Origin of the sequence: Bradyrhizobium sp. B117, assembly GCF_038969555.1 — a bacterium.
GTDB lineage: Bacteria > Pseudomonadota > Alphaproteobacteria > Rhizobiales > Xanthobacteraceae > Bradyrhizobium.
Genome location: NZ_CP152414.1, coordinates 6,141,015 through 6,159,709 on the forward strand (window position 1 = coordinate 6,141,015; position 18,695 = coordinate 6,159,709).

17 protein-coding genes are annotated in these 18,695 nt (G+C 65.2%); 5 read left to right on the forward strand and 12 right to left on the reverse strand.

Annotated features, from left to right (window positions below):
• Positions 1–86: 86 nt before the first annotated feature.
• From AAFG16_RS30060 to AAFG16_RS30075, 4 genes are all read right to left on the reverse strand, one after another.
• Positions 87–2,015, reverse strand: coding sequence for a potassium transporter Kup (locus AAFG16_RS30060; protein WP_283080112.1), 1,929 nt, complete (start codon positions 2,013–2,015; stop codon positions 87–89).
• A gap of 143 nt (positions 2,016–2,158) precedes the next feature.
• A complete protein-coding gene (locus AAFG16_RS30065) occupies positions 2,159–4,057 on the reverse strand; it encodes a potassium transporter Kup (protein ID WP_283080113.1) in 1,899 nt (632 codons plus the stop codon).
• A 169-nt stretch (positions 4,058–4,226) separates the two neighbouring features.
• Positions 4,227–5,057, reverse strand: coding sequence for a flagellar motor protein MotB (locus AAFG16_RS30070; RefSeq protein ID WP_283080114.1), 831 nt, complete (start codon positions 5,055–5,057; stop codon positions 4,227–4,229).
• A 21-nt stretch (positions 5,058–5,078) separates the two neighbouring features.
• Positions 5,079–5,852, reverse strand: a complete 774-nt coding sequence (locus tag AAFG16_RS30075; protein WP_018645542.1) for a MotA/TolQ/ExbB proton channel family protein — start codon at positions 5,850–5,852, stop codon at positions 5,079–5,081.
• Between the two features lie 294 nt (positions 5,853–6,146).
• On the opposite strand from AAFG16_RS30075, the gene plsY reads away from it, so the two are divergent.
• Positions 6,147–6,827, forward strand: a complete 681-nt coding sequence (gene plsY / locus AAFG16_RS30080) for a glycerol-3-phosphate 1-O-acyltransferase PlsY (protein WP_342740997.1) — start codon at positions 6,147–6,149, stop codon at positions 6,825–6,827.
• A 174-nt stretch (positions 6,828–7,001) separates the two neighbouring features.
• Complete coding sequence (locus AAFG16_RS30085) at positions 7,002–7,295, forward strand: hypothetical protein (RefSeq protein ID WP_283080115.1); 294 nt, start codon at positions 7,002–7,004, stop codon at positions 7,293–7,295.
• A 17-nt stretch (positions 7,296–7,312) separates the two neighbouring features.
• Here the strand turns inward: AAFG16_RS30085 and AAFG16_RS30090 are convergent, their stop codons facing one another.
• The 4 genes from AAFG16_RS30090 to AAFG16_RS30105 form a co-directional block, all read right to left on the reverse strand.
• The gene (locus tag AAFG16_RS30090) at positions 7,313–8,032 is read right to left on the reverse strand and encodes an RraA family protein (RefSeq protein ID WP_283080116.1); all 720 of its coding nucleotides are present in this window, start codon (positions 8,030–8,032) and stop codon (positions 7,313–7,315) included.
• A 122-nt stretch (positions 8,033–8,154) separates the two neighbouring features.
• A complete protein-coding gene (locus AAFG16_RS30095; protein ID WP_283080117.1) occupies positions 8,155–9,036 on the reverse strand; it encodes a phosphatidylcholine/phosphatidylserine synthase in 882 nt (293 codons plus the stop codon).
• A gap of 86 nt (positions 9,037–9,122) precedes the next feature.
• A complete protein-coding gene (locus AAFG16_RS30100; RefSeq protein ID WP_283080118.1) occupies positions 9,123–9,821 on the reverse strand; it encodes a phosphatidylserine decarboxylase in 699 nt (232 codons plus the stop codon).
• Positions 9,822–9,899: 78 nt separating this feature from the next.
• A complete protein-coding gene (locus AAFG16_RS30105; protein WP_342731098.1) occupies positions 9,900–11,855 on the reverse strand; it encodes an ABC transporter ATP-binding protein/permease in 1,956 nt (651 codons plus the stop codon).
• A 201-nt stretch (positions 11,856–12,056) separates the two neighbouring features.
• Between AAFG16_RS30105 and AAFG16_RS30110 the strand changes: the two genes are divergently transcribed.
• Positions 12,057–12,662, forward strand: coding sequence for a TIGR00730 family Rossman fold protein (locus tag AAFG16_RS30110; RefSeq protein ID WP_342731100.1), 606 nt, complete (start codon positions 12,057–12,059; stop codon positions 12,660–12,662).
• Between the two features lie 3 nt (positions 12,663–12,665).
• Here AAFG16_RS30110 and AAFG16_RS30115 read toward each other — a convergent pair whose 3' ends face one another.
• From AAFG16_RS30115 to cysS, 4 genes are all read right to left on the reverse strand, one after another.
• Positions 12,666–13,043, reverse strand: a complete 378-nt coding sequence (locus AAFG16_RS30115; RefSeq protein WP_342731102.1) for a VOC family protein — start codon at positions 13,041–13,043, stop codon at positions 12,666–12,668.
• A 128-nt stretch (positions 13,044–13,171) separates the two neighbouring features.
• The gene (gene cimA, locus AAFG16_RS30120) at positions 13,172–14,770 is read right to left on the reverse strand and encodes a citramalate synthase (RefSeq protein WP_342731104.1); all 1,599 of its coding nucleotides are present in this window, start codon (positions 14,768–14,770) and stop codon (positions 13,172–13,174) included.
• Positions 14,767–15,258, reverse strand: a complete 492-nt coding sequence (locus AAFG16_RS30125; RefSeq protein ID WP_342731106.1) for a GNAT family N-acetyltransferase — start codon at positions 15,256–15,258, stop codon at positions 14,767–14,769. Before AAFG16_RS30125 ends, cimA begins: the two co-directional genes overlap by 4 nt.
• 115 nt (positions 15,259–15,373) lie before the next feature.
• Positions 15,374–16,753, reverse strand: a complete 1,380-nt coding sequence (gene cysS / locus AAFG16_RS30130; protein ID WP_342731108.1) for a cysteine--tRNA ligase — start codon at positions 16,751–16,753, stop codon at positions 15,374–15,376.
• Between the two features lie 288 nt (positions 16,754–17,041).
• Between cysS and AAFG16_RS30135 the strand changes: the two genes are divergently transcribed.
• A complete protein-coding gene (locus AAFG16_RS30135; RefSeq protein ID WP_342731110.1) occupies positions 17,042–17,347 on the forward strand; it encodes a hypothetical protein in 306 nt (101 codons plus the stop codon).
• Between the two features lie 142 nt (positions 17,348–17,489).
• Entirely contained in the window at positions 17,490–18,692 is a 1,203-nt protein-coding gene (locus AAFG16_RS30140; protein WP_342731112.1) for a DUF2865 domain-containing protein, read from the forward strand.
• Positions 18,693–18,695 lie beyond the last annotated feature (3 nt).

An 18,695-nucleotide genomic window follows, 5' to 3' on the forward strand; every position in this document is an offset into this window, starting at 1 on the left:
ACAAAGGCTTGAGCTGCCTTGCGCAAGTTAAGGCTAAATCGCAGCGACTTGAAGTGTGCTTTGAATCCTAGGCCGGGATGGCCGGCCTAGATCGTGACCTGCGTTCCGACCTCGACCACGCGGCCGCTCGGGATCTGGAAATAGTCGGTGGCGTCGTTGGCGGAGCGGCTCAGCGAGATGAACAGCCGGTCCTGCCAGCGCGGCATGCCGGAATGGGCGGCGGGCTTCAGCGCCCTACGCGACAGGAAGAACGAGGTCGACATGATGTCGAACTGCCAGCCCAGCTTGCGGGCGATGGCGAGGGCCTTCGGCACGTTGGGCGATTCCATGAAACCGAACTTCAGCGTCACCTTGGAGAAGGTCGGCGAGATCTGCTCCAGCCTGACGCGCTCGGCCGGATCGATGCGCGGGGTCTGGGCGGTCTCGATGGTGAGAATGACGTTCTTCTCGTGCAGCACCTTGTAGTGCTTCAGACTGTGCATCAGCGCGGTCGGCGCGCTGAGCGGATCCGAGGTCAGGAACACGGCGGTGCCTGACACACGCTGCGGCGGGCGCTTTTCGAGCATCGCAACGAGGTCGGCGAGCGGGAACTCGAGCTTGCGCGACTTCTCGAACAGCAGCCGGCTGCCGCGCCGCCAGGTGTACATCAGCAGGATCATGAGCGAGCCGAGCGCCAGCGGCACCCAGCCGCCCTCGAACACCTTGAGCAGATTGGCGGCAAGGAAGGTGAAGTCGAGGAACAGGAACGGGATGATCAGCGCCGCGGCGGCGACCGGCGACCAGCGCCAGGCCTTCCAGACCACGACGAAGCCCATCATCCCCGTAACCACCATCGTGCCGGTCACGGCGATGCCGTAGGCGGACGCCAGCGCGCTGGAGGAGCGGAACAGCAGCACCATCAGGATCACGGCGACCAGCAGCAGCTGGTTGATGCGCGGGATGAAGATCTGGCCGGAATGGGCCTCGGACGTATGGCGAATTTCGAATCGCGGCAGCAGACCGAGCTGGATCGCCTGGCGCGTCAGCGAATAGGCGCCGGTGATGACGGCCTGGCTTGCGATCACGGTCGCCATGGTGGCCAGCACGACCATGCTGCCGCGCAGCCAGCCTTGCGGAAACAGCTGGAAGAACGGGCTCACGATCGCGCCGGGATCGTCGAGGACGAGCGCGCCCTGCCCCAGATAGTTGAGCGCCAGCGACGGCAGCACGATGAACAGCCAGGCGGTCTGGATCGGCCGCTTGCCGAAATGGCCGAGGTCGGCATAGAGCGCCTCGGCGCCGGTCACCGCCAGAAACACCGCGCCCAGCGTGACGAAGCCGATGATACCGTGGTGGAGCATGAAGGACACCGCATAGAGCGGGTTCAGAGCGAACAGGATCTGCGGCTGCCGGATGATCGGGCCGATCGCCGCGATCGCAATCACGGCAAACCAGACGCACATCACCGGGCCGAAGAACGCCGCAACGCGCGCGGTGCCGCGCGACTGCACGGCGAACAGGCAGACCAGAATCACCACCGTCAGCGGAACGATATAGGGCTCGAAGGTCAGCGTGACGTCCTTCATGCCTTCGATCGCCGACAGCACCGAGACCGCCGGGGTGATCACGGCATCGCCGTAGAACAGCGCGCCGGAGATGATGCCGAGCAGGACGATGGTGGCCCCGCCGGTGCCGACCGCACGCTGGGCCAGCGCCATCAGGGCGAGCGTGCCGCCCTCGCCGTTGTTGTCGGCGCGCAGCAGGATCACGACGTATTTGAGCGTCACCACGACGATCAGCGCCCACAGGATGAGGGAGACCACGCCGAGCACGGCCGCCGTCGTCGGCGACCCTTCCGCGCCCGCGGCCACCGTCACCGCCTCGCGGAACGCGTAGAGCGGGCTGGTGCCGATGTCGCCATAGACGACGCCGATGCTGCCGAGCGTCAGCGCGCCGAAACCGGCGGTGGTGTGGGCGTCGCCATGCCCATTGGCCGCCGCCGTTTCCGGGGCGGGAACTGCTACGTCGCTTGTCATGGGAGAGCCCGATGGCCTCTAAAAATGCTTCACTGCACAACGGCGGAAGAGCGCGCGGCTTATAGTCCTGCGCTACCGGCATAGCCTAGCCCGATTTTGGGCCCTCGCCATGCGAATTTCGCATGGGTTCAGCAGTTGCGTTTTCAAATAGTCACTTGGGTTCCGACTTCAACCACCCGCCCGGTGGGAATCTGGAAATAGTCGGTGGCGTCGTTCGCGGACCGGCTCAAGGCGATGAACAGATGGTCCTGCCACAGCGGCATGCCCGACTGTGCCGACGCCTTCAGCGACCTCCGCGACACGAAGAACGACGTCGACATGATGTCGAACTGCCATCCCTGCTTGCGCGCGATCGCCAGCGCCTTCGGCACGTTCGGCTGCTCCATGAAGCCGAAGCGCAGGCGGACCTTCGAGAACTTGTCGCTGATCTTCTCCATCCGGAATCGCTCGGAGAGATCGACCCGCGGCGTATGCGCGGTCTCGATGGTCAGGATCACGTTGTGCTCGTGCAGCACCTTATTGTGCTTGAGATTGTGCAGCAGCGCGGTCGGCACGAAAGCGGGATCGCTGGTCAGGAACACCGCGGTGCCCTTGACGATGTGCGGAGGCCGCTTCTCCAGGCTGCGGATCAGGTCGTCGAGCGGCACCTCGATCCGGCGCGTCTTCTGGATCAGGATTCCCGAGCCCTTCCGCCAGGTCCAGATCGTGCCGGCCATGGCCGCACCGAACAGCAGCGGCACCCAGGCGCCTTCGAGCAGCTTGAGCAGGTTGGCGCTGAAGAAGGTCATGTCCACCATGACGAAGGGCAGGATCACGGCCGCGGCGGTCGCGGCGCGCCAATTCCACAGCTTCCAGATCACGACGAAGCCCATGATGCCGTCGGCCACCATGGTGGTGGAGACCGCGATGCCATAGGCCGAAGCCAGATTGCTCGGCGTGTGGAACAGCAGGACCAGCAGCATCACGCCGATCAGCAGCAGCCGGTTCACCCGCGGCAGATAGATCTGGCCGGCGTGTGTTTCGGAGGTGTAGCGCACCTCGAAGCGCGGCAGTAGGCCGAGCTGCACCGCCTGATAGACCAGCGAATAGGCGCCGGTGATCACCGCCTGGCTCGCGATCACCGTGGCCGCGGTCGCAAGGCCAACCAGCGGCAGCACGAGGTTCTCGGGCACCATGCGATAGAAGGAGTGCTCGATCGCGCTGGGATCGGACAGCACCAGGGCGCCTTGTCCAAAATAGTTGATCAGCAGCGAGGGCAGCACGAAGAACATCCAGGCCGACTGGATCGGCTTGCGGCCGAAATGGCCGAGGTCGGCGTAGAGCGCCTCGCCGCCGGTGACCGCCAGGAACACGGCGCCCAGCGTCACCAGGCCGATCGTGCCGTGCGACAACAGGAATTGCAGCGCGTAATAGGGATTGATCGCCGCCAGCACCGACGGATCGTCGGCGATGTGGACGGCGCCCATCACCGCAAGGCAGGTGAACCAGATCACCATCACCGGTCCGAACGCCGAGGCCACCAGCGCGGTGCCCTTGCTCTGGACGGCGAACAGCAGCGCCAGGATCAGAACCGTGAGCGGCACGACATAATGCTCGAACGCAGGCGTTGCGAGCTTCAGTCCGTCGACCGCCGACAGCACCGAGATCGCCGGCGTGATCATGGAATCGCCGATGAACATGGAGGCACCGACGACGCCCAGCGCAAGCAGGAACCAGCTCCGACGTCCGAGCGCGCGCTGGCCGAGCGCCATCAGCGAGAGCGTGCCGCCCTCCCCGTTGTTGTCGGCGCGCAAGAGCAGCAGGACGTATTTGGCGGTGACGACGATGAACAGCGCCCACAGGATCAGCGAGAGCACACCGAGCACGATGACCCGCGAGACCGGCTCGCCGCCGGCGGCGCCCCTGACAGCCTCGTGGAATGCGTAGAGCGGCGACGTGCCGATATCGCCGAAGACGACGCCGATGCTCCCGAGCGTGAGCGCCCAAAAGCCTGTTTTGACCGGCCCTTCCTGGGCCTCGGTCGATGTAATGCTCGCCGCCATGGAGGTGGAAAACGCTTCTTCCCTTGAATTGATCCGGCGCCTTTTGACGCTTCCTGCGCGCCTGTCAATTGGCACAACATAGCAGGCGCAGCCGCGGATGCTGTGACGGCGCGGCCACGCCATCGCCTGCGCGACGAGATGCCTCAGGTAGGATGGTAGCGCAAGGGGGTTACGGCTTCAGATTCGGCGGCAGCGGCGGATCTTCGCGCATCAGGGTGATGGTCACCCGTCGGTTGGCCGCGAGCGAGGGATCGTCCGGAAACAGCGGCTGGGTGTCCGCCTTGCCGGAGACGGCGAAGATGTGGGACGGCGGCAGGCCCTCGCGTTCGAGGATCTGACGCACCGCGTTGGCGCGATCGGCCGAGAGGTCGAACGCGCCGTAGTCGCTGCGGGTCGGCACGAACCCGGCCGCGGTGTGGCCGGCAATGGAGACACGGAGCGGCGTCGCCTTCAGCGGGACCGCGAGCTTCTCGATCAGGCGGCGGGTGCGGTCGTACGGCACCTTGGAGCCATCGGCGAACATCGAGCGGCCGTCCTGGTCGACGATCTCGAGGTTAAGACCCTGCTTGGTCTCCTCGAACATGATGTGCTTGGACATCTCGGTCAGTTCCGGCATGTCCTGCAAAGCCTGACGCAGCGAGGCCGCGGCGAGCGCAAAATTGCGGTCGACCTTGATCTTGGCACCGGAGGTCTTGTCGCGGTCCTCCTGATCAGGCGTCGGCGTGTTGGAGGCATCCTCGGGCTGGATGTGATCGACGTTCTTCAGGCGCGGACGCGTCGGCAGGCCATCGGATTCGACGATGCCGGCGTAGCGCGCTTCGCTCTGCACGCCGAAGGCATCGCGCATGGAGCCGGCGACGATCTTCAGCTTGTTGGCGTCCTGCGTCGAGAACGCGACGAGCATCACGAAGAAGCTCATCATCAGGCCCATCAGGTCGGCGAAGGTCACGAACCAGCCGTGACCGCCGCCGTGAGCATCGCCGCGCTTCTTCTTGGCCATCTCGCAAAATCCCGGCGGGCGTTACGCCGGCACCGGCTCGCCTTCGGCGTGACGATGCTTCTCCGGCAGATAGGCAAGCAGCATTTCGCGCACGAGCGTCGGGCTCTTGGAATCACGGATCATCAGGATGCCGTCGATGATCAGCGTGCGGTTGGTCTCTTCATCCAGCAGCTTGCCGTGCAGCTTGTCGGCGATCGGCAGACAGAACAGGTTGGCGACCAGCGCGCCGTAGAGCGTGGCAAGCAGCGCGGTCGCCATGAACGGGCCGAGCTTGGAAGGGTCGGTCATGTTGGCGAACATCTGCACCATGCCGATCAGGGTGCCGATCATGCCGAAGGCCGGGGCGCAGTCGCCGATGGCGCGGTAGATCTTGCTGCCCTCGTCGAGGTGCATCAGGAAGTTGTCGCGGTCGCGCTCGAGATTGTCGCGGATGAAGTCGAGGTCGTAGCCGTCGGCGACGTAGCGGATGCCCTTGGCCAGGAACGGCTCGTCGGTCTCGACCTTTTCGAGGCCGACCGGGCCCTGCTTGCGGGCGATCTCGGCGATGCGGGCGAGCTCGTCGACGAGGTCGTGGGCCGACAGCCGGCTCATGGTGAAGGCGAACTTGGCGCCGAGCGGAAGGCCATGCAGCAGCGCTGAGAGCGGAAAGCGGATCATGGTGGCGGAGATCGAGCCGCCGAAGATGATGATCATCGCATGTTCGGAGATGAACATGTGGAGGTCGCCGCCCATGAAGATCATCGCAGTGATGACGATGATGCCGGCCGTGAGCCCAACGCCCGTCATGATATCCATGGGAGACTCCAACGCGTCCGCAACAACGGCCGTCCTGGCCGATGGCGGCCCAACCCCGAACCGCATCGGAAACCCTAGAGCGCCGCCCTTAAAGCCACGTAAAGGTTAAGTTGAGCCGGCCCGCCCGACCGCTACAGCGTGCTGATAGACGCCCGCTTTGCCTGCAGCCGACATGAATCTCAACGCTTCGCTAACCATGATTGCGCGGCAGATGATAATGTCGCCGGCGTCGAGGCATGGGCTTGATAACGCGCCGTGACCGATTGCCTGATACAAAGCGCCGAGGTGAATCTGATGGGTTTCTGGATAGCGGGTGCGATTGGATTGGCGATCGCCTACCTCTTCGGTTCTCTGCCTACGGGCTACCTGGCGGGGAAGCTGCTTAGAGGCATAGACATTCGCGAGCACGGCTCCAGATCCACCGGCGCGACAAACGTGTTGCGCACCCTCGGGAAATGGCCTGCCCTGGTCGTGCTTTTTGTCGATGTGCTGAAGGGCGCCGCGGCGATCGTCTTCGCTCGCTGGTTTTATCGTTGGCTCTCCACATTGCCGTCTGTCACGCCGCCGACCGCGCTCGATCTGGAAACCTGGATCGCCTGGGCCGTGTGCCTCGCTGGACTTGCCGCGCTGTTGGGGCACAGCCTTTCGATCTGGCTGAACTTCACGGGCGGCAAATCCGCTGCGACCGGGCTCGGTGTCCTGCTGGCGATGTCCTGGCTAGTCGGTTTGGGGGCTGCAATCGCCTTTGGCATTGTGTTGGCTGCTTCTCGCATTGTGTCACTGAGCTCGATCGTGGCCGCGCTGACTGCGATCGCCCTCGTCTGCAGCCTGGAGCAGCCTTTGCCCTATCGGTTGCTCGTGATTGCAGGCGGCATCTACGTGATCGTCCGCCACCGCGCCAACATTCAACGGCTGCTCGCAGGGACAGAGCCGCGGTTCGGACAATTCAGTCCAGAACCCAGGTCGGGATCGTAAGGAACTGCCGAGACTTCAGTCGCTTCTATCGCGAAGCTGAATCCGAACTTCATGAGCCCGGGTGGTCTTCGTAGCGCGCCGGCCGGCGACTGCGGCCCCGCGCCACATCCGCGGCGAGAGACCATGCAGTATTCTGCAGCCGGGCGGCCTGCTCCATCACGGGAGCGATTTGCAATGCTGACGGTGTTCAGTCTTCTCACCGCGCTTCCCGCGGTGCTGGCGTTTCATCTGCTCGCGCCGGAGCTCGTTCTTCCGGCGTTCAGCGCGCTGCTCTTCGTCGAGGCCGCCTTCGCCGTGGTCGCGGCGCGCTTGCTCCACAGTCCCGACAGCACGGATGAGATCACGCTGTGGGATCTGGCGGGCGGCTTCACTTTGGTCGGATGCGCCGCCGCCGTGTTCGGCGAGCCGGATCAGGCCGCCCTGTTCCTGACGGAGCAAGGCAGCCCGCGGCCGGCGTCGCGGCCATAGGCTGCTCCGGCGCCCGCTCAGTGAATCTCCGCCGAGCGCTTCAGCGCGGCCTTGAGCTTCTCCAGCGAGAAGTCGGGGCTGCGCGCGATCTCCAGGATCGGCGTCTCGCGGCGGCCGCAGAGCTCGGCGGCCTCCGGCAGCTTTGCGGCGACGTCGAGCGGGATCACGATCGCGCCATGCTGGTCGGCGTGGATGAGGTCATCCGACTTCACCGTCATTCCAGCGACACGCACTTCGCCGCCAAAGCTTTCGGCATGCACCCAGGCATGCGACGGGCCGATCGAGCCGGCCAGCGCCTGGAAACCGGGGGCCCATTGCGGGATGTCGCGGATCGAGCCGTCGGTGATGACGCCGAGACAGCCGAGCGCCTTGTGCACGTTGCTCTGCACCTCGCCCCAGAAAGCGCCGTAGCCGACGTCGGGGCCGTCGATGTCCTGGATCACGGAGATGCGCGGACCGTGGCCGGTGCCGACATATTCGTAATATTCGATGCGGCGCTTCGACTGCTCTTCCGGAGGCAACGACGACTTCAGCACCGAGCGGATCGCGACCGTGCGGGCGTAGCCGACGATCGGCGGCAGGTCGGGGAACGGGCAGACCAGTTGCTTGGTGGTGTAGCCGATCAGGCGGCGCTCGGGCGCCACGATCTCCATGGCATTGCAGATCGTCGGCGTGTCATAGCGGCCCAGCGCTTCGAGGACGGAAGCGGGCAGCGGCCCGGTCGCGGTATCAGTCACGGCGTTCTCTCCCAGATTGGCGGCCGCTGTTGCCGCGGTGCCGCCGGCACTGGGCGATATAGCCGAGATCGGGCGTCAACCCAATCGGGACGTCCTCATGGCAGATATCCGCGCCTGATCGCTCAGTGCAGCCGGCCGGGCCGGTCGTCGTCGTGCGGCGGTTCCGACAGATTTGCCAGCGTCGGCGCCGACGGCGGCGACGGCACCTCGCCGCCCGCGGGCGCAGCGGCTTCCGTTGCCCGCGCCTGGTCGCGGTAGGATTTGTAGCCGAGCGGCAGGCAGAGCAGGTACAGCACCGTCCCGATCGAGAGCACGTGCCAGGGATAGGCGATCAGGATCGCGATGAAGACGATCACCGCGACGAAGGCCGGCAGCACCAGTTCGGGCGGCACGCGCATCCGCTTGGTCTTGCCGGAGAATACCGGCAGGCGCGACACCATCAGGAAGGCGATCAGCAGCGTGTAGGCCGCCGTCACCGCCGCTGGGATGCGGCCGAGATCGAGGAACGCGACATAGATCGGCAGCAATACCGTGATCGCGCCGGCCGGCGCCGGCACGCCGGTGAAGAAATTGGCGGCGAAGGCCGGCTTGTTCGGATCGTCCATGGTGGCGTTGAAGCGCGCAAGCCGCAGGCCGCCGGAGATCGCGAACACCATCGCGGCGATCCAGCCGGCATTGCCGAGCTCGTGGAGCTGCCAGAAATACAGCATCAGGCCCGGCGCGACGCCGAAATTGACGAAGTCGGCGAGGCTGTCGAGCTCGGCGCCGAATTTCGACTGGCCCTTGAGAATGCGCGCAACGCGGCCGTCGATGCCGTCGAGCGCGGCCGCGAACACGATGGCGTAGACCGCGAGCGACATCCGTCCTTCGATCGACAGACGAATCGAGGTCAGGCCGGCGCAGATCGCCAGCAGCGTGATGACGTTGGGCACCAGCATGCGCACCGGGATCGGGCGGAACCGCCGGCGGCGTACATCGGGATCTCTCAAATCATAGGGCGTCATGGCTGTCCTCACCTCAAGGCGAGATATAGCAAGCCGCATCCCCCTCCGCCATCGCGGCGAAAGGCCCCTTTTGGACTGGTTATTGGTTAATTGGCGCGGAAAGCGCGGCTCGGGTCGTCGCCGGTAAGGTCGGCCAAAATGGTCTCGCCCGCGATCGCGGTCTGGCCTTCCGACACCAGTGCCTTGGTGCCAACAGGCAGATAGACGTCGAGCCGCGAGCCGAAGCGGATCAGGCCAAAACGCTCGCCGGCGCCGATCGCCTGACCTTCCTTGACGAAGCAGACGATGCGCTTGGCGACGAGGCCTGCGATCTGGATCACGCCGATCCGCGCCGTCGGCGTCGAGATGACGAGCGAATTGCGCTCGTTGTCCTCGCTCGCCTTGTCGAGCTCGGCATTGATGAACAGGCCGGGCCGGTAGGCAATGCGGTCCACCCTGCCCGCGATCGGGCTGCGGTTCACGTGGCAGTTGAACACGCTCATGAACACCGAGATGCGCGGCAGCGGCCGGTCGCCGAGCCCGAGCTCGGCCGGCGGCAGCGCCATGGTGATCATCGAGACGCGGCCGTCGGCCGGCGACACCACGAGCCCCTCGCGCACCGGCGTCACGCGGACGGGGTCGCGGAAGAACAGCGCGCACCACACGGTCAGGATCGTGCCGATCCAGCCCAGCGGCGACCACAGCCAGAACAGGATCAGGCTTGCCAGCGCAAAGCCGCCGATGAAGGGATAGCCCTCCTTATGGATCGGCGGGATCTGACGCTGGATCGAATCGAGAATGGACATCGCTATTTGCCGCTCGAGGTTAATGGCACGGGTCGTTGCGCGGGCTTGTTTAGGCCAGAGTTGGGACCGGAGACAAGGTCACTCCGCGGCCGCCGGCGCCGCGAGGGCGTCCTCGACCGGCGGCGGCTCCCGGTTGGGCGCCTCGCTAGAGTCGGCCATCTGGGCCAGTTTCTCACGTGCGGCCTCGGCCTCGCGCTGCCTGTTCCACATGCTGGCATAGAGCCCGCCCTGCGCCAGCAGCTTGGCGTGGGTGCCGCGTTCGGCGATGCGGCCCTGGTCCAGCACGATGATCTCGTCGGCACCGACGATGGTCGAGAGCCGGTGCGCGATCACCAGCGAGGTACGGTTCTTGGCGACACGGTCGAGCGCGCCCTGAATCTCGTGCTCGGTATGGGTGTCGAGGGCCGAGGTCGCTTCGTCCAGCACCAGGATCGGCGGCGCCTTCAAGACGGTGCGCGCGATCGCGACACGCTGCTTCTCGCCGCCGGACAGTTTCAGGCCACGCTCGCCGACCTGGGTCTCGTAGCCCAGCGGCGCCATGCGGATGAAATGGTCGATCTGCGCGAGGCGTGCCGCCTCCTCGACGTCGGCGTCGCTGGCGTCCCAGCGGCCGTAGCGGATGTTGTAGCGGATGGTGTCGTTGAACAGCACGGTGTCCTGCGGCACCATGCCGATCGAGGCGCGCAAGCTGGCCTGCGTGACCTCGCGGATGTCCTGGCCGTCGATCATGATCTTGCCGCCCGAGACGTCGTACAGGCGGAACAAGAGGCGCGAGATCGTCGACTTGCCCGCGCCGGAGGGACCGACGATCGCAACCGTCTTGCCGGCCGGCACCTCGAAGCTGATGCCTTTGAGGATCGGCCGCGTCGGCTCATAGGCAAAGCGCACGTCCTCGAAGCGGACCGTGCCGGCGGACACGTTTAGCGGCGCCGCGCCCGGCACGTCCTTGATCTCGGCTTCGCGGCCGAGCACGCCGAACATCTTCTCGATGTCGATGATCGCCTGCTTGATCTCGCGATAGACCATGCCCATGAAATTCAGCGGCTGGTAAAGCTGGATCATCATGGCATTGACCAGCACGAAATCGCCGACCGTGTTGGTGCCGTTGCGCACGCCGATCGCGCACATCAGCATGGTCGCGGTCAATCCCAGCGTGAAGATCACGGCCTGGCCGGTGTTGAGCACGGCGAGCGAAGTATAGGTGTGGACGCTCGCCTCCTCGTAGCGCGCGACCGACTTGTCGTAGCGCTGCGCCTCGCGCATCTCGGCGCTGAAATACTTCACGGTCTCGTAGTTGAGCAGCGAGTCGATTGCCTTGGTGTTCGCCTCGGTGTCGGAATCGTTCATCTTGCGGCGGATGCCGATCCGCCACTCGGTCGCGATGTAAGTATAGTACATGTAGACCGTGACCGTGATCAGGGTTGCGACCACGTAGCGCCAGTCGAACTGCCAGAGCAGCACCGCCATCAGCAGCGAGACCTCGACGATGGTCGGGATCAGCTGCAGGATCACCATGCGCACGATCACCTCGATGCCCTCGCGGCCGCGCTCGAGCACGCGCGTCAGGCCGCCGGTCTTGCGCTCCAGGTGAAAGCGCAGCGACAATTCGTGCATGTGGACGAAGGTCATGGTGGCGAGCTTGCGCACCGCATGCATGGCGACGCGGGCGAAGATGCCGTCGCGCCACTGTGTCAGCACCGCCATCAGGATGCGCATGGCGCCGTAGCTCGCGGTGAGCAGCAGCGGCGAGGCGATCACCCAGAGATGCCAATTGTCGGCCGCGACCGGCGCGGTGTTGGCGCCGGTCAGCGCGTCGGTCGCCCATTTGAAGCTGAACGGCACCGCCAGCGTGATCAGCTTGGCCGCGAGCAGCAGCACCATCGACCAGACCACGCGCATCTTCAGGTCGAAGCGGTCGCCCGGCCAGATATAGGGCCACAGATGCGCCAGCGTGCCCATCAAGGTGGCCCCGGCCGGCGCTCCGCCGGCAGGTTCAGGAACGTCGGCGCCGTCGAACGATTGAGGTTGGTCCATCAAGAAGCCTGAAAGCCCGCCGGATGCGGACGTCGCTGCGATTAACGGTTTTCGCCCGTCATATAGAGCCTTCCAGATGCCAGCGCACCCCGCCAGATGGCGAATCTTCGATTGTTTGTCGCCATTTACCGGTAGATTCCCGGTCAGGTCGAATCACCGATTGGGCTTGACGCCCCTTCGCTGCAATGCATCATGACACCAATGAGCACCATTCAAACCGTCTGTGTCTATTGCGGCTCCGGCCCCGGAACCAATCCCCGCTTCACCGAAGGCGCCAAGGCGTTCGGCAAGGCCCTCGCCGAGAACAACATCCGCCTCGTCTATGGCGGCGGATCGCTCGGCCTGATGGGCTCGGTCGCGACCTCCGTGCTCGACCACGGCGGCACGGTCACTGGCATCATTCCCGAATTCCTCCGCAAGCGCGAGAACGCGCTGACGCGCGTGCAGGAGATGATCGTCACCCCCGACATGCACGAGCGCAAGCGGCTGATGTTCGAGCGCTCGGACGCCTTCGTGGCGCTGCCGGGCGGCGTCGGCACGCTGGAAGAGCTGGTCGAGCAACTGACCTGGAAGCAGCTCGGCCGTCACGCCAAGCCGGTGCTGCTCGCCAATATCGACAATTTCTGGGAGCCGCTGTTCTCGCTGCTGTCGCATATGCGCCAGACCGAGTTCATCCGCGCCGGCCTTTCGGTCGACATCCTCAAGGCCGATCGCGTCGAAGAGATCCTGCCGAAGCTGAAGGCGGCGGCAGCCCAGATCGCCGAGGCGGAAAAGCAGCTCGCCCCGGAAGTCGCGCGCAGGCTGTAAGAGCTACTCGCTCGGAAACGTCACCGCCTCGATCCGGTTACCATCGGGATCGAGGACAAAGGCTGCGTAATAGCGCACACGATCGTGTGGCCGCAGGCCTGGCGCGCCGTCGGAGACACCACCGGCGGACACCGCGGCGGCATGAAACGCATCGATCTCGGCCGTGGTCTTCGCCCGCAGGGAGATGTGCACACCGCTCTCGGCCGGTACGCGCGGCATGCCCTCGCGCAAATTGATCCAGAACTCCGGATAGGCCTTGCCGAAGCCGACCGTCCGCGGCCGCGTCACGAGACGCGCGAGGCCGAGGGCGCCGAGTGCCGCCTCGTAGAATGTCGCGGAGCGATCGAGATCGCTGACGCCGACGGAGATGTGGTCGATCATGCCCCTGCCCTCTCCTCCTCGTCATTGCGAGGAGCGAAGCGACGAAGCAATCCAGACTGCTTCGGCGGAAAGACTCTGGATTGCTTCGCTTCGCTCGCAATGACGGTGCTTGTGGCGCCGCCTTAGCCCTACGCCGGCGCGCCCGATTTCACGAGCTTGTAGATCACCGAATCCATCAGCGCCTGGAACGAGGCGTCGATGATGTTCGGGGACACCCCGACCGTGGTCCAGCGGTCGCCGTTCTCGTCCTCGCTCTCGATCAGCACGCGCGTGACCGCGCCGGTGCCGCCATTGAGGATACGCACGCGGTAGTCGATCAGCTTCAGGCCCTCGATGTATCTCTGGTACTTGCCGAGATCCTTGCGCAGCGCGACGTCGAGCGCGTTGACGGGGCCGTTGCCTTCGGCCGCCGAGATCAGGCGCTCACCGGCGACGTCGACCTTCACCACCGCGAGTGCCACGGTGACGCGCTCGCCATGCGAATTGTAGCGCTGCTCGACATTGACGTCGAACTGCTCGACCTCGAAATAATGCGGCACCTTGCCGAGCGTGCGGCGGGCCAGGAGATCGAACGAGGCGTTGGCGGATTCATAGGCGTAGCCCTGTGCCTCCCGCTCTTTCAACTCCTCGACCAGCCGCGTCAGCTTCGGATCGCTCTTCTCGTAAGCGATGCCGGCACGGTCGAGCTCGGCGATGACGTTGGAGCGGCCGGCCTGGTCCGACACCAGCACCTTGCGGTGGTTGCCGACCGTTTCGGGCAAGACGTGCTCGTAGGTCTGCGGATCCTTCAGCACCGCGGAGGCATGGATGCCGGTCTTGGTGACGAAGGCGCTCTCGCCGACGTAAGGAGCATGCCGATTCGGCACGCGGTTGAGCATGTCGTCGAGCGTGCGCGAGACTTTGACGAGCGTCGCAAGCTTCTCTGCGGTGACGCCGATCTCGAAGGCGTCGGAAAACTCCTTCTTCAATTTCAGCGTCGGGATCAGCGAGCAGAGATTGGCGTTGCCGCAGCGCTCGCCGAGGCCGTTGAGGGTGCCCTGGATCTGCCGCGCGCCGGCGCGCACCGCGGCGAGCGAATTCGCCACCGCCTGCTCGGTGTCGTTATGGGCGTGGATGCCGACATGGTCGCCGGGGATGTGCTTCGTCACCTCGGTGACGATGGCCTCGACCTCGTTCGGCATGGTGCCGCCATTGGTGTCGCACAGCACCACCCAGCGCGCACCGGCCTCATAAGCGGCCTTGGCGCAGGCGAGCGCGAAAGTGGCGTCTTCCTTGTAGCCGTCGAAGAAATGCTCGCAGTCGAGCATGACCTCGCGGCCCGCGGCCTTCGCCGCCGCGACGCTGTCGCGGATCGAGGCGAGGTTTTCCTCCTTCGTCGTCTCCAGCGCGACGCGCACCTGGTAGGCCGACGACTTTGCCACGAAGCAGATCGCATCGGCTTTCGCCTCGAGCAGCCCGGCAACGCCGGGATCGTTGGAGACCGAGCGCCCTGCCCGCCGCGTCATGCCGAAGGCGGTGAAGCGCGCATGATTAAGCTTGGGCCTCGTCGCGAAGAATTCGCTGTCGAGCGGATTGGCGCCGGGATAACCGCCCTCGACATAGTCGATGCCGAGATCATCGAGCATGGCCGCAATGATCTGCTTGTCGGTCAGCGTGAAATCGACGCCGTTGGTCTGCGCGCCGTCGCGCAGCGTGGTGTCGAAGAGATAGAGGCGCTCCCTGCTCATTGCGGTGCTCCGAGCGTCTTCTTCATGGTGGTGTTGGCCAGCCACTCGTCATTGACGGTGACGCTGTTGCGCCGCTGGGCAGTATAGCCGCGCTTGGCGAAGAAGTTCTGGGCGGTGTCGCTGGCATCGACGGTCAGCGCCGTTGCGCCGCGGCCGCCGGCGAGCTTCTCCAGCGCGTCGACCAGCATGGTCGCGATGCCCTGCCCGCTAACTGCCGGATGCACATAGAGCATGCGGATGTGATCGGTGCCGCGCAACGAGGCAAACCCGACGGGCGAGCCTTCCAGCGTCGCGATCAGCGTCAGGTCGGAGGCGAGCTGCTTGCCGAACTCCTCGTCCTCCGCGGCCTCCATCCAGGCCTGCTGCTGCGCCTCGCTATAGTCGTCGCCGGTCAGCTCCTCGATGCTGGCGGTGAAGATCGCGGCGAGCACCGGCACGTCATCCGGCAGGAACGGCCGCAGGCCGGGCTTTGGCAAACTCTGTCCCATCGTCGTCACCACATCCCATAGAGTTTCAGCGCGATCGCCACGGCGGCGCCGAGCAGCAGGATTTTTAGCGCGATGTAATAGAGCCAGTGCCGCGGGAACGGCGTGTCGGGCCGTTTCATCGCGCGATCTCCCAGGTCGTGCCGTCCTTGGAGTCCTTGATCGCAACGCCCATCGCCGCAAGCAGATCGCGGATGCGGTCGGACTCTTTGAAGTCCTTCCGACCACGCGCCGCCGTCCGCTCCGCGATCAGGCGCTCGACCTCCGCGGCATCGACGCCGCTCGCCTGCTGCTTGCGCCCTTCCCATTGCGCAGCGCTCTCGGAAAGGAAGCCAAGCAAGCGCAACGAACCCGACAACGCAGCCGCATCGCCGCGCAAGCCGTGCAGCGCCGCAATCGCGAGCGGCGTGTTGAGGTCGTCGAGCAGCGGCTCGACGACGGATGCCGCCGGCCTGCCGGGCGCAACGTCGGCCGCGACCCGATACCAGTCGTCGAGCGTCCTGGCGCTCTCCTCCAGCGACTTCATGGTCCAGTCGATCGGCGAGCGGTAATGCGTCTTCAGCATGTTCAGGCGCAGCACCTCGCCCGGCCAGTCCTGGAGCAGCTCGTGGATGGTGATGAAGTTGCCGAGGCTCTTCGACATCTTCTCGCTCTCGACCTGAAGGAAGCCGTTGTGCATCCAGTAGTTCGCCATGCGCTCCTGGTGGAAGGCGCAGCAGGTCTGCGCGACCTCGTTCTCGTGATGCGGAAACACGAGATCGATGCCGCCGCCGTGGATGTCGAAGTGCTCGCCGAGATGCTTCCAGGCCATCGCCGAGCACTCGATGTGCCAGCCAGGACGGCCCTCGGCCTTGATGCCGGCCGGCGACGGCCATGACGGCTCGCCCGGCTTGGACGGCTTCCACAGCACGAAGTCGGTATTGCCCTTCTTGTAGGGCGCAACGTCGACACGGGCGCCGGCAACCATCTCGTCCAGCGAGCGGTTGGACAATGCGCCGTAGCGCGGCAGGCCCGCATTGGCCGCGTTCATCGCCTGCGGCGAGAACAGCACGTGGTCCTCTGCGGCATAGGCGAAGCCGCCCTTGATCAGCCGTTCGATGATCTCGCGCATCTCGACGATGTGCTCGGTCGCGCGCGGCTCGACGCTCGGCCTGAGCGCACCCAGTGCATCGACGTCGGCGTGAAACTGCTCGCCGGTCTGCTCGGTGACCTTGCGGATCGCCTCGTTCAGCGGCAGGCCGGGAAAGTCGCGCGCGGCGCGGTCGTTGATCTTGTCGTCGACGTCGGTGATGTTGCGGACATATTTGACGTGCGCCTCGCCGTAGATGTGGCGCAGCAGCCGAAACAGCACGTCGAACACGATCACTGGCCGCGCATTGCCGATATGGGCGAAGTCATAGACGGTCGGTCCGCAGACATACATGCGGACGTTGTTCGCATCGAGCGGCACGAACGGCCGCTTTTCCTTCGTCAGCGTATCGTAAAGGCGCAATTCCATATGGATACCCGTCGGCTGTTGGCCGGGCGTCCAAGGCTCTCAATGTGTTTGAGAAAAGACGGCTCCAGCCAGCGAATCGCTAGCTCGTAATCTCGCGGCAAATGACGCAAATGGCGAGGAGACCGTTCATGCGGAACATATGGGCCATGAGGCGGCCCTGCGTCAAGAGAGCCGCGAAAATGCCGCTTTATTTCCGCAAAGCGCGGCCTCGCCGCCTTGATGGTTCGTCATCCTTAACCTTTTGAGACTATTCAGAAGCTGGCGGTTCCCAAAAGCCCCGGTATTTTCATGCGATCGATATTTGCGCTCATTTCCTTTGCCTCCATCCTTGCGGCATCCGGCGCTTTCGCCGAGACCCGCGTCTTCATCATCGCCAACCAGGCGGACGGCTACGGCATCGACCAGTGCCTGGCCAAGGGCGACAAATGCGGCGCACAGGTCGCGCGGACCTATTGCCAGTCACGGGATTTTGCCCAGGCATCGAGCTATCGCCGGGTCGATCCCGATGAAATTACCGGCTCTGTCCCCAAAACCGGCGCAAAATGCTCCCATGGGCATTGCGACGAATACGTCGCAATCACCTGCCAGCGCTGAATTCGCTCGGAGCTGGCGTACCTTAGGTCCGATCTTTGGCCCTTGAAACGACGTGACGATGCCGCAGGAAGCGGCTATGGGAGGGCGCGCTTCGGCCCCCAAACTCACTTGGAATGTCACATTGGGCCGTGACCTCGCTAGAATGGCGGATATGCCTGAATTTCTCTCTCTCTTCCGTGCCCGCTCCCTCCTTGCCTGCACCGTGCTCCTCGGCGCCGTCGTGCTTGCCAACGGCGCTCTCGCGCAGGCCGGCCCGCCCGGACCGCCGCCGCAGCCTGGCCAGAACGGGCTCGGGCCGAACCCGATGTGCTCGCGGCTGGAAGGCCAGCTCGCCGCACTCGATCGGGGCGGCGGCGGTGGCGACCCCGCGCGCGAAGACCAGATCCGCCGCTATCAGGAGTCCCAGAGCCGCCAGCAGGCCGAGCTCGACCGCGTCACCATGCAGGCCAAGCGCATGGGCTGCGATTCCTCCGGCTTCTTCTCGATGTTCAACGGCCAGTCAGCGCAATGCGGCCCGGTCAACACCCAGATCCAGCAGATGCGCGCCAATCTGGACCAGATCACCAGCAGTCTCGAACGCCTGCGCGGCGGCGGCCCCGGCGGCTTCAGCCCGGAGCGCGACAATCAACGCCGCTCGGTGCTGGCGGCGCTGGCGCAGAACAATTGCGGCCCGCAATATGCCAACGCCGCGCAGTCGCAAGGCGGCGGCAACTTCCTGAGCAATCTATTCGGCGGCGGCAACAACCCCAACAATCCGCAAGGCGTGCCGCCGGCCGATCTCGGCCCGCAGTCAGGCACCTATCGCACCGTGTGCGTGCGCACCTGCGACGGCGCTTATTTCCCGATCTCGTTTGCGACCGTGCCGGCGCGCTTTCCCGACGACGAGAAGACCTGCAAGGCGCTGTGCCCGGCCGCGGAAGCCGTGCTCTACACCCATCGCAATCCCGGCGAGGACATGAACTCGGCGGTCTCCACCGCCGGCCAGCCCTACACGGCGCTGCCGACCGCGTTCAAATTCCGCAGCGAGTTCAACCCGTCCTGCTCCTGCAAGGCCGCGGGCCAGACCTGGGCCGACGCGCTGAAATCGGCCGACGACAAGGCCGCCGCCGAGCAGCAGGGTGACATCATCGTCACCGAGGAGAGCGCCAAGAAGATGCAGCAGCAGCGGCTCAGCAAGGGCGCGCCGCAGCCTGCCAATGGCAAGAAGGGCGCAGCGCCCGCGCCGACGACGGCCACTGCACCTGCGGCAACGCCGCCGGCGGACACCGGCGCGGCGTCGACGTCCTCAGAGAACAAGCCGATCCGCTCGGTCGGCCCGACCTTCCTGCCGCAGCAGCAGAAGTAGGTC

What these genes read in the sequence shown, in the direction of transcription:
- AAFG16_RS30085 (WP_283080115.1), top strand. Translation starts at nt 7,002, where the DNA reads ATGCTGACGGTGTTCAGTCTTCTCACCGCGCTTCCCGCGGTGCTGGCG.
- AAFG16_RS30110 (WP_342731100.1), top strand. Translation starts at nt 12,057, where the DNA reads ATGAGCACCATTCAAACCGTCTGTGTCTATTGCGGCTCCGGCCCCGGA.
- AAFG16_RS30095 (WP_283080117.1), bottom strand. Translation starts at nt 9,036, where the DNA reads ATGACGCCCTATGATTTGAGAGATCCCGATGTACGCCGCCGGCGGTTC.
- AAFG16_RS30140 (WP_342731112.1), top strand. Translation starts at nt 17,490, where the DNA reads ATGGCGGATATGCCTGAATTTCTCTCTCTCTTCCGTGCCCGCTCCCTC.
- AAFG16_RS30115 (WP_342731102.1), bottom strand. Translation starts at nt 13,043, where the DNA reads ATGATCGACCACATCTCCGTCGGCGTCAGCGATCTCGATCGCTCCGCG.
- AAFG16_RS30060 (WP_283080112.1), bottom strand. Translation starts at nt 2,015, where the DNA reads ATGACAAGCGACGTAGCAGTTCCCGCCCCGGAAACGGCGGCGGCCAAT.
- AAFG16_RS30065 (WP_283080113.1), bottom strand. Translation starts at nt 4,057, where the DNA reads ATGGCGGCGAGCATTACATCGACCGAGGCCCAGGAAGGGCCGGTCAAA.
- cysS (WP_342731108.1), bottom strand. Translation starts at nt 16,753, where the DNA reads ATGGAATTGCGCCTTTACGATACGCTGACGAAGGAAAAGCGGCCGTTC.
- AAFG16_RS30125 (WP_342731106.1), bottom strand. Translation starts at nt 15,258, where the DNA reads ATGGGACAGAGTTTGCCAAAGCCCGGCCTGCGGCCGTTCCTGCCGGAT.
- plsY (WP_342740997.1), top strand. Translation starts at nt 6,147, where the DNA reads ATGGGTTTCTGGATAGCGGGTGCGATTGGATTGGCGATCGCCTACCTC.
- AAFG16_RS30075 (WP_018645542.1), bottom strand. Translation starts at nt 5,852, where the DNA reads ATGGATATCATGACGGGCGTTGGGCTCACGGCCGGCATCATCGTCATC.
- AAFG16_RS30105 (WP_342731098.1), bottom strand. Translation starts at nt 11,855, where the DNA reads ATGGACCAACCTCAATCGTTCGACGGCGCCGACGTTCCTGAACCTGCC.
- AAFG16_RS30070 (WP_283080114.1), bottom strand. Translation starts at nt 5,057, where the DNA reads ATGGCCAAGAAGAAGCGCGGCGATGCTCACGGCGGCGGTCACGGCTGG.
- cimA (WP_342731104.1), bottom strand. Translation starts at nt 14,770, where the DNA reads ATGAGCAGGGAGCGCCTCTATCTCTTCGACACCACGCTGCGCGACGGC.
- AAFG16_RS30100 (WP_283080118.1), bottom strand. Translation starts at nt 9,821, where the DNA reads ATGTCCATTCTCGATTCGATCCAGCGTCAGATCCCGCCGATCCATAAG.
- AAFG16_RS30135 (WP_342731110.1), top strand. Translation starts at nt 17,042, where the DNA reads ATGCGATCGATATTTGCGCTCATTTCCTTTGCCTCCATCCTTGCGGCA.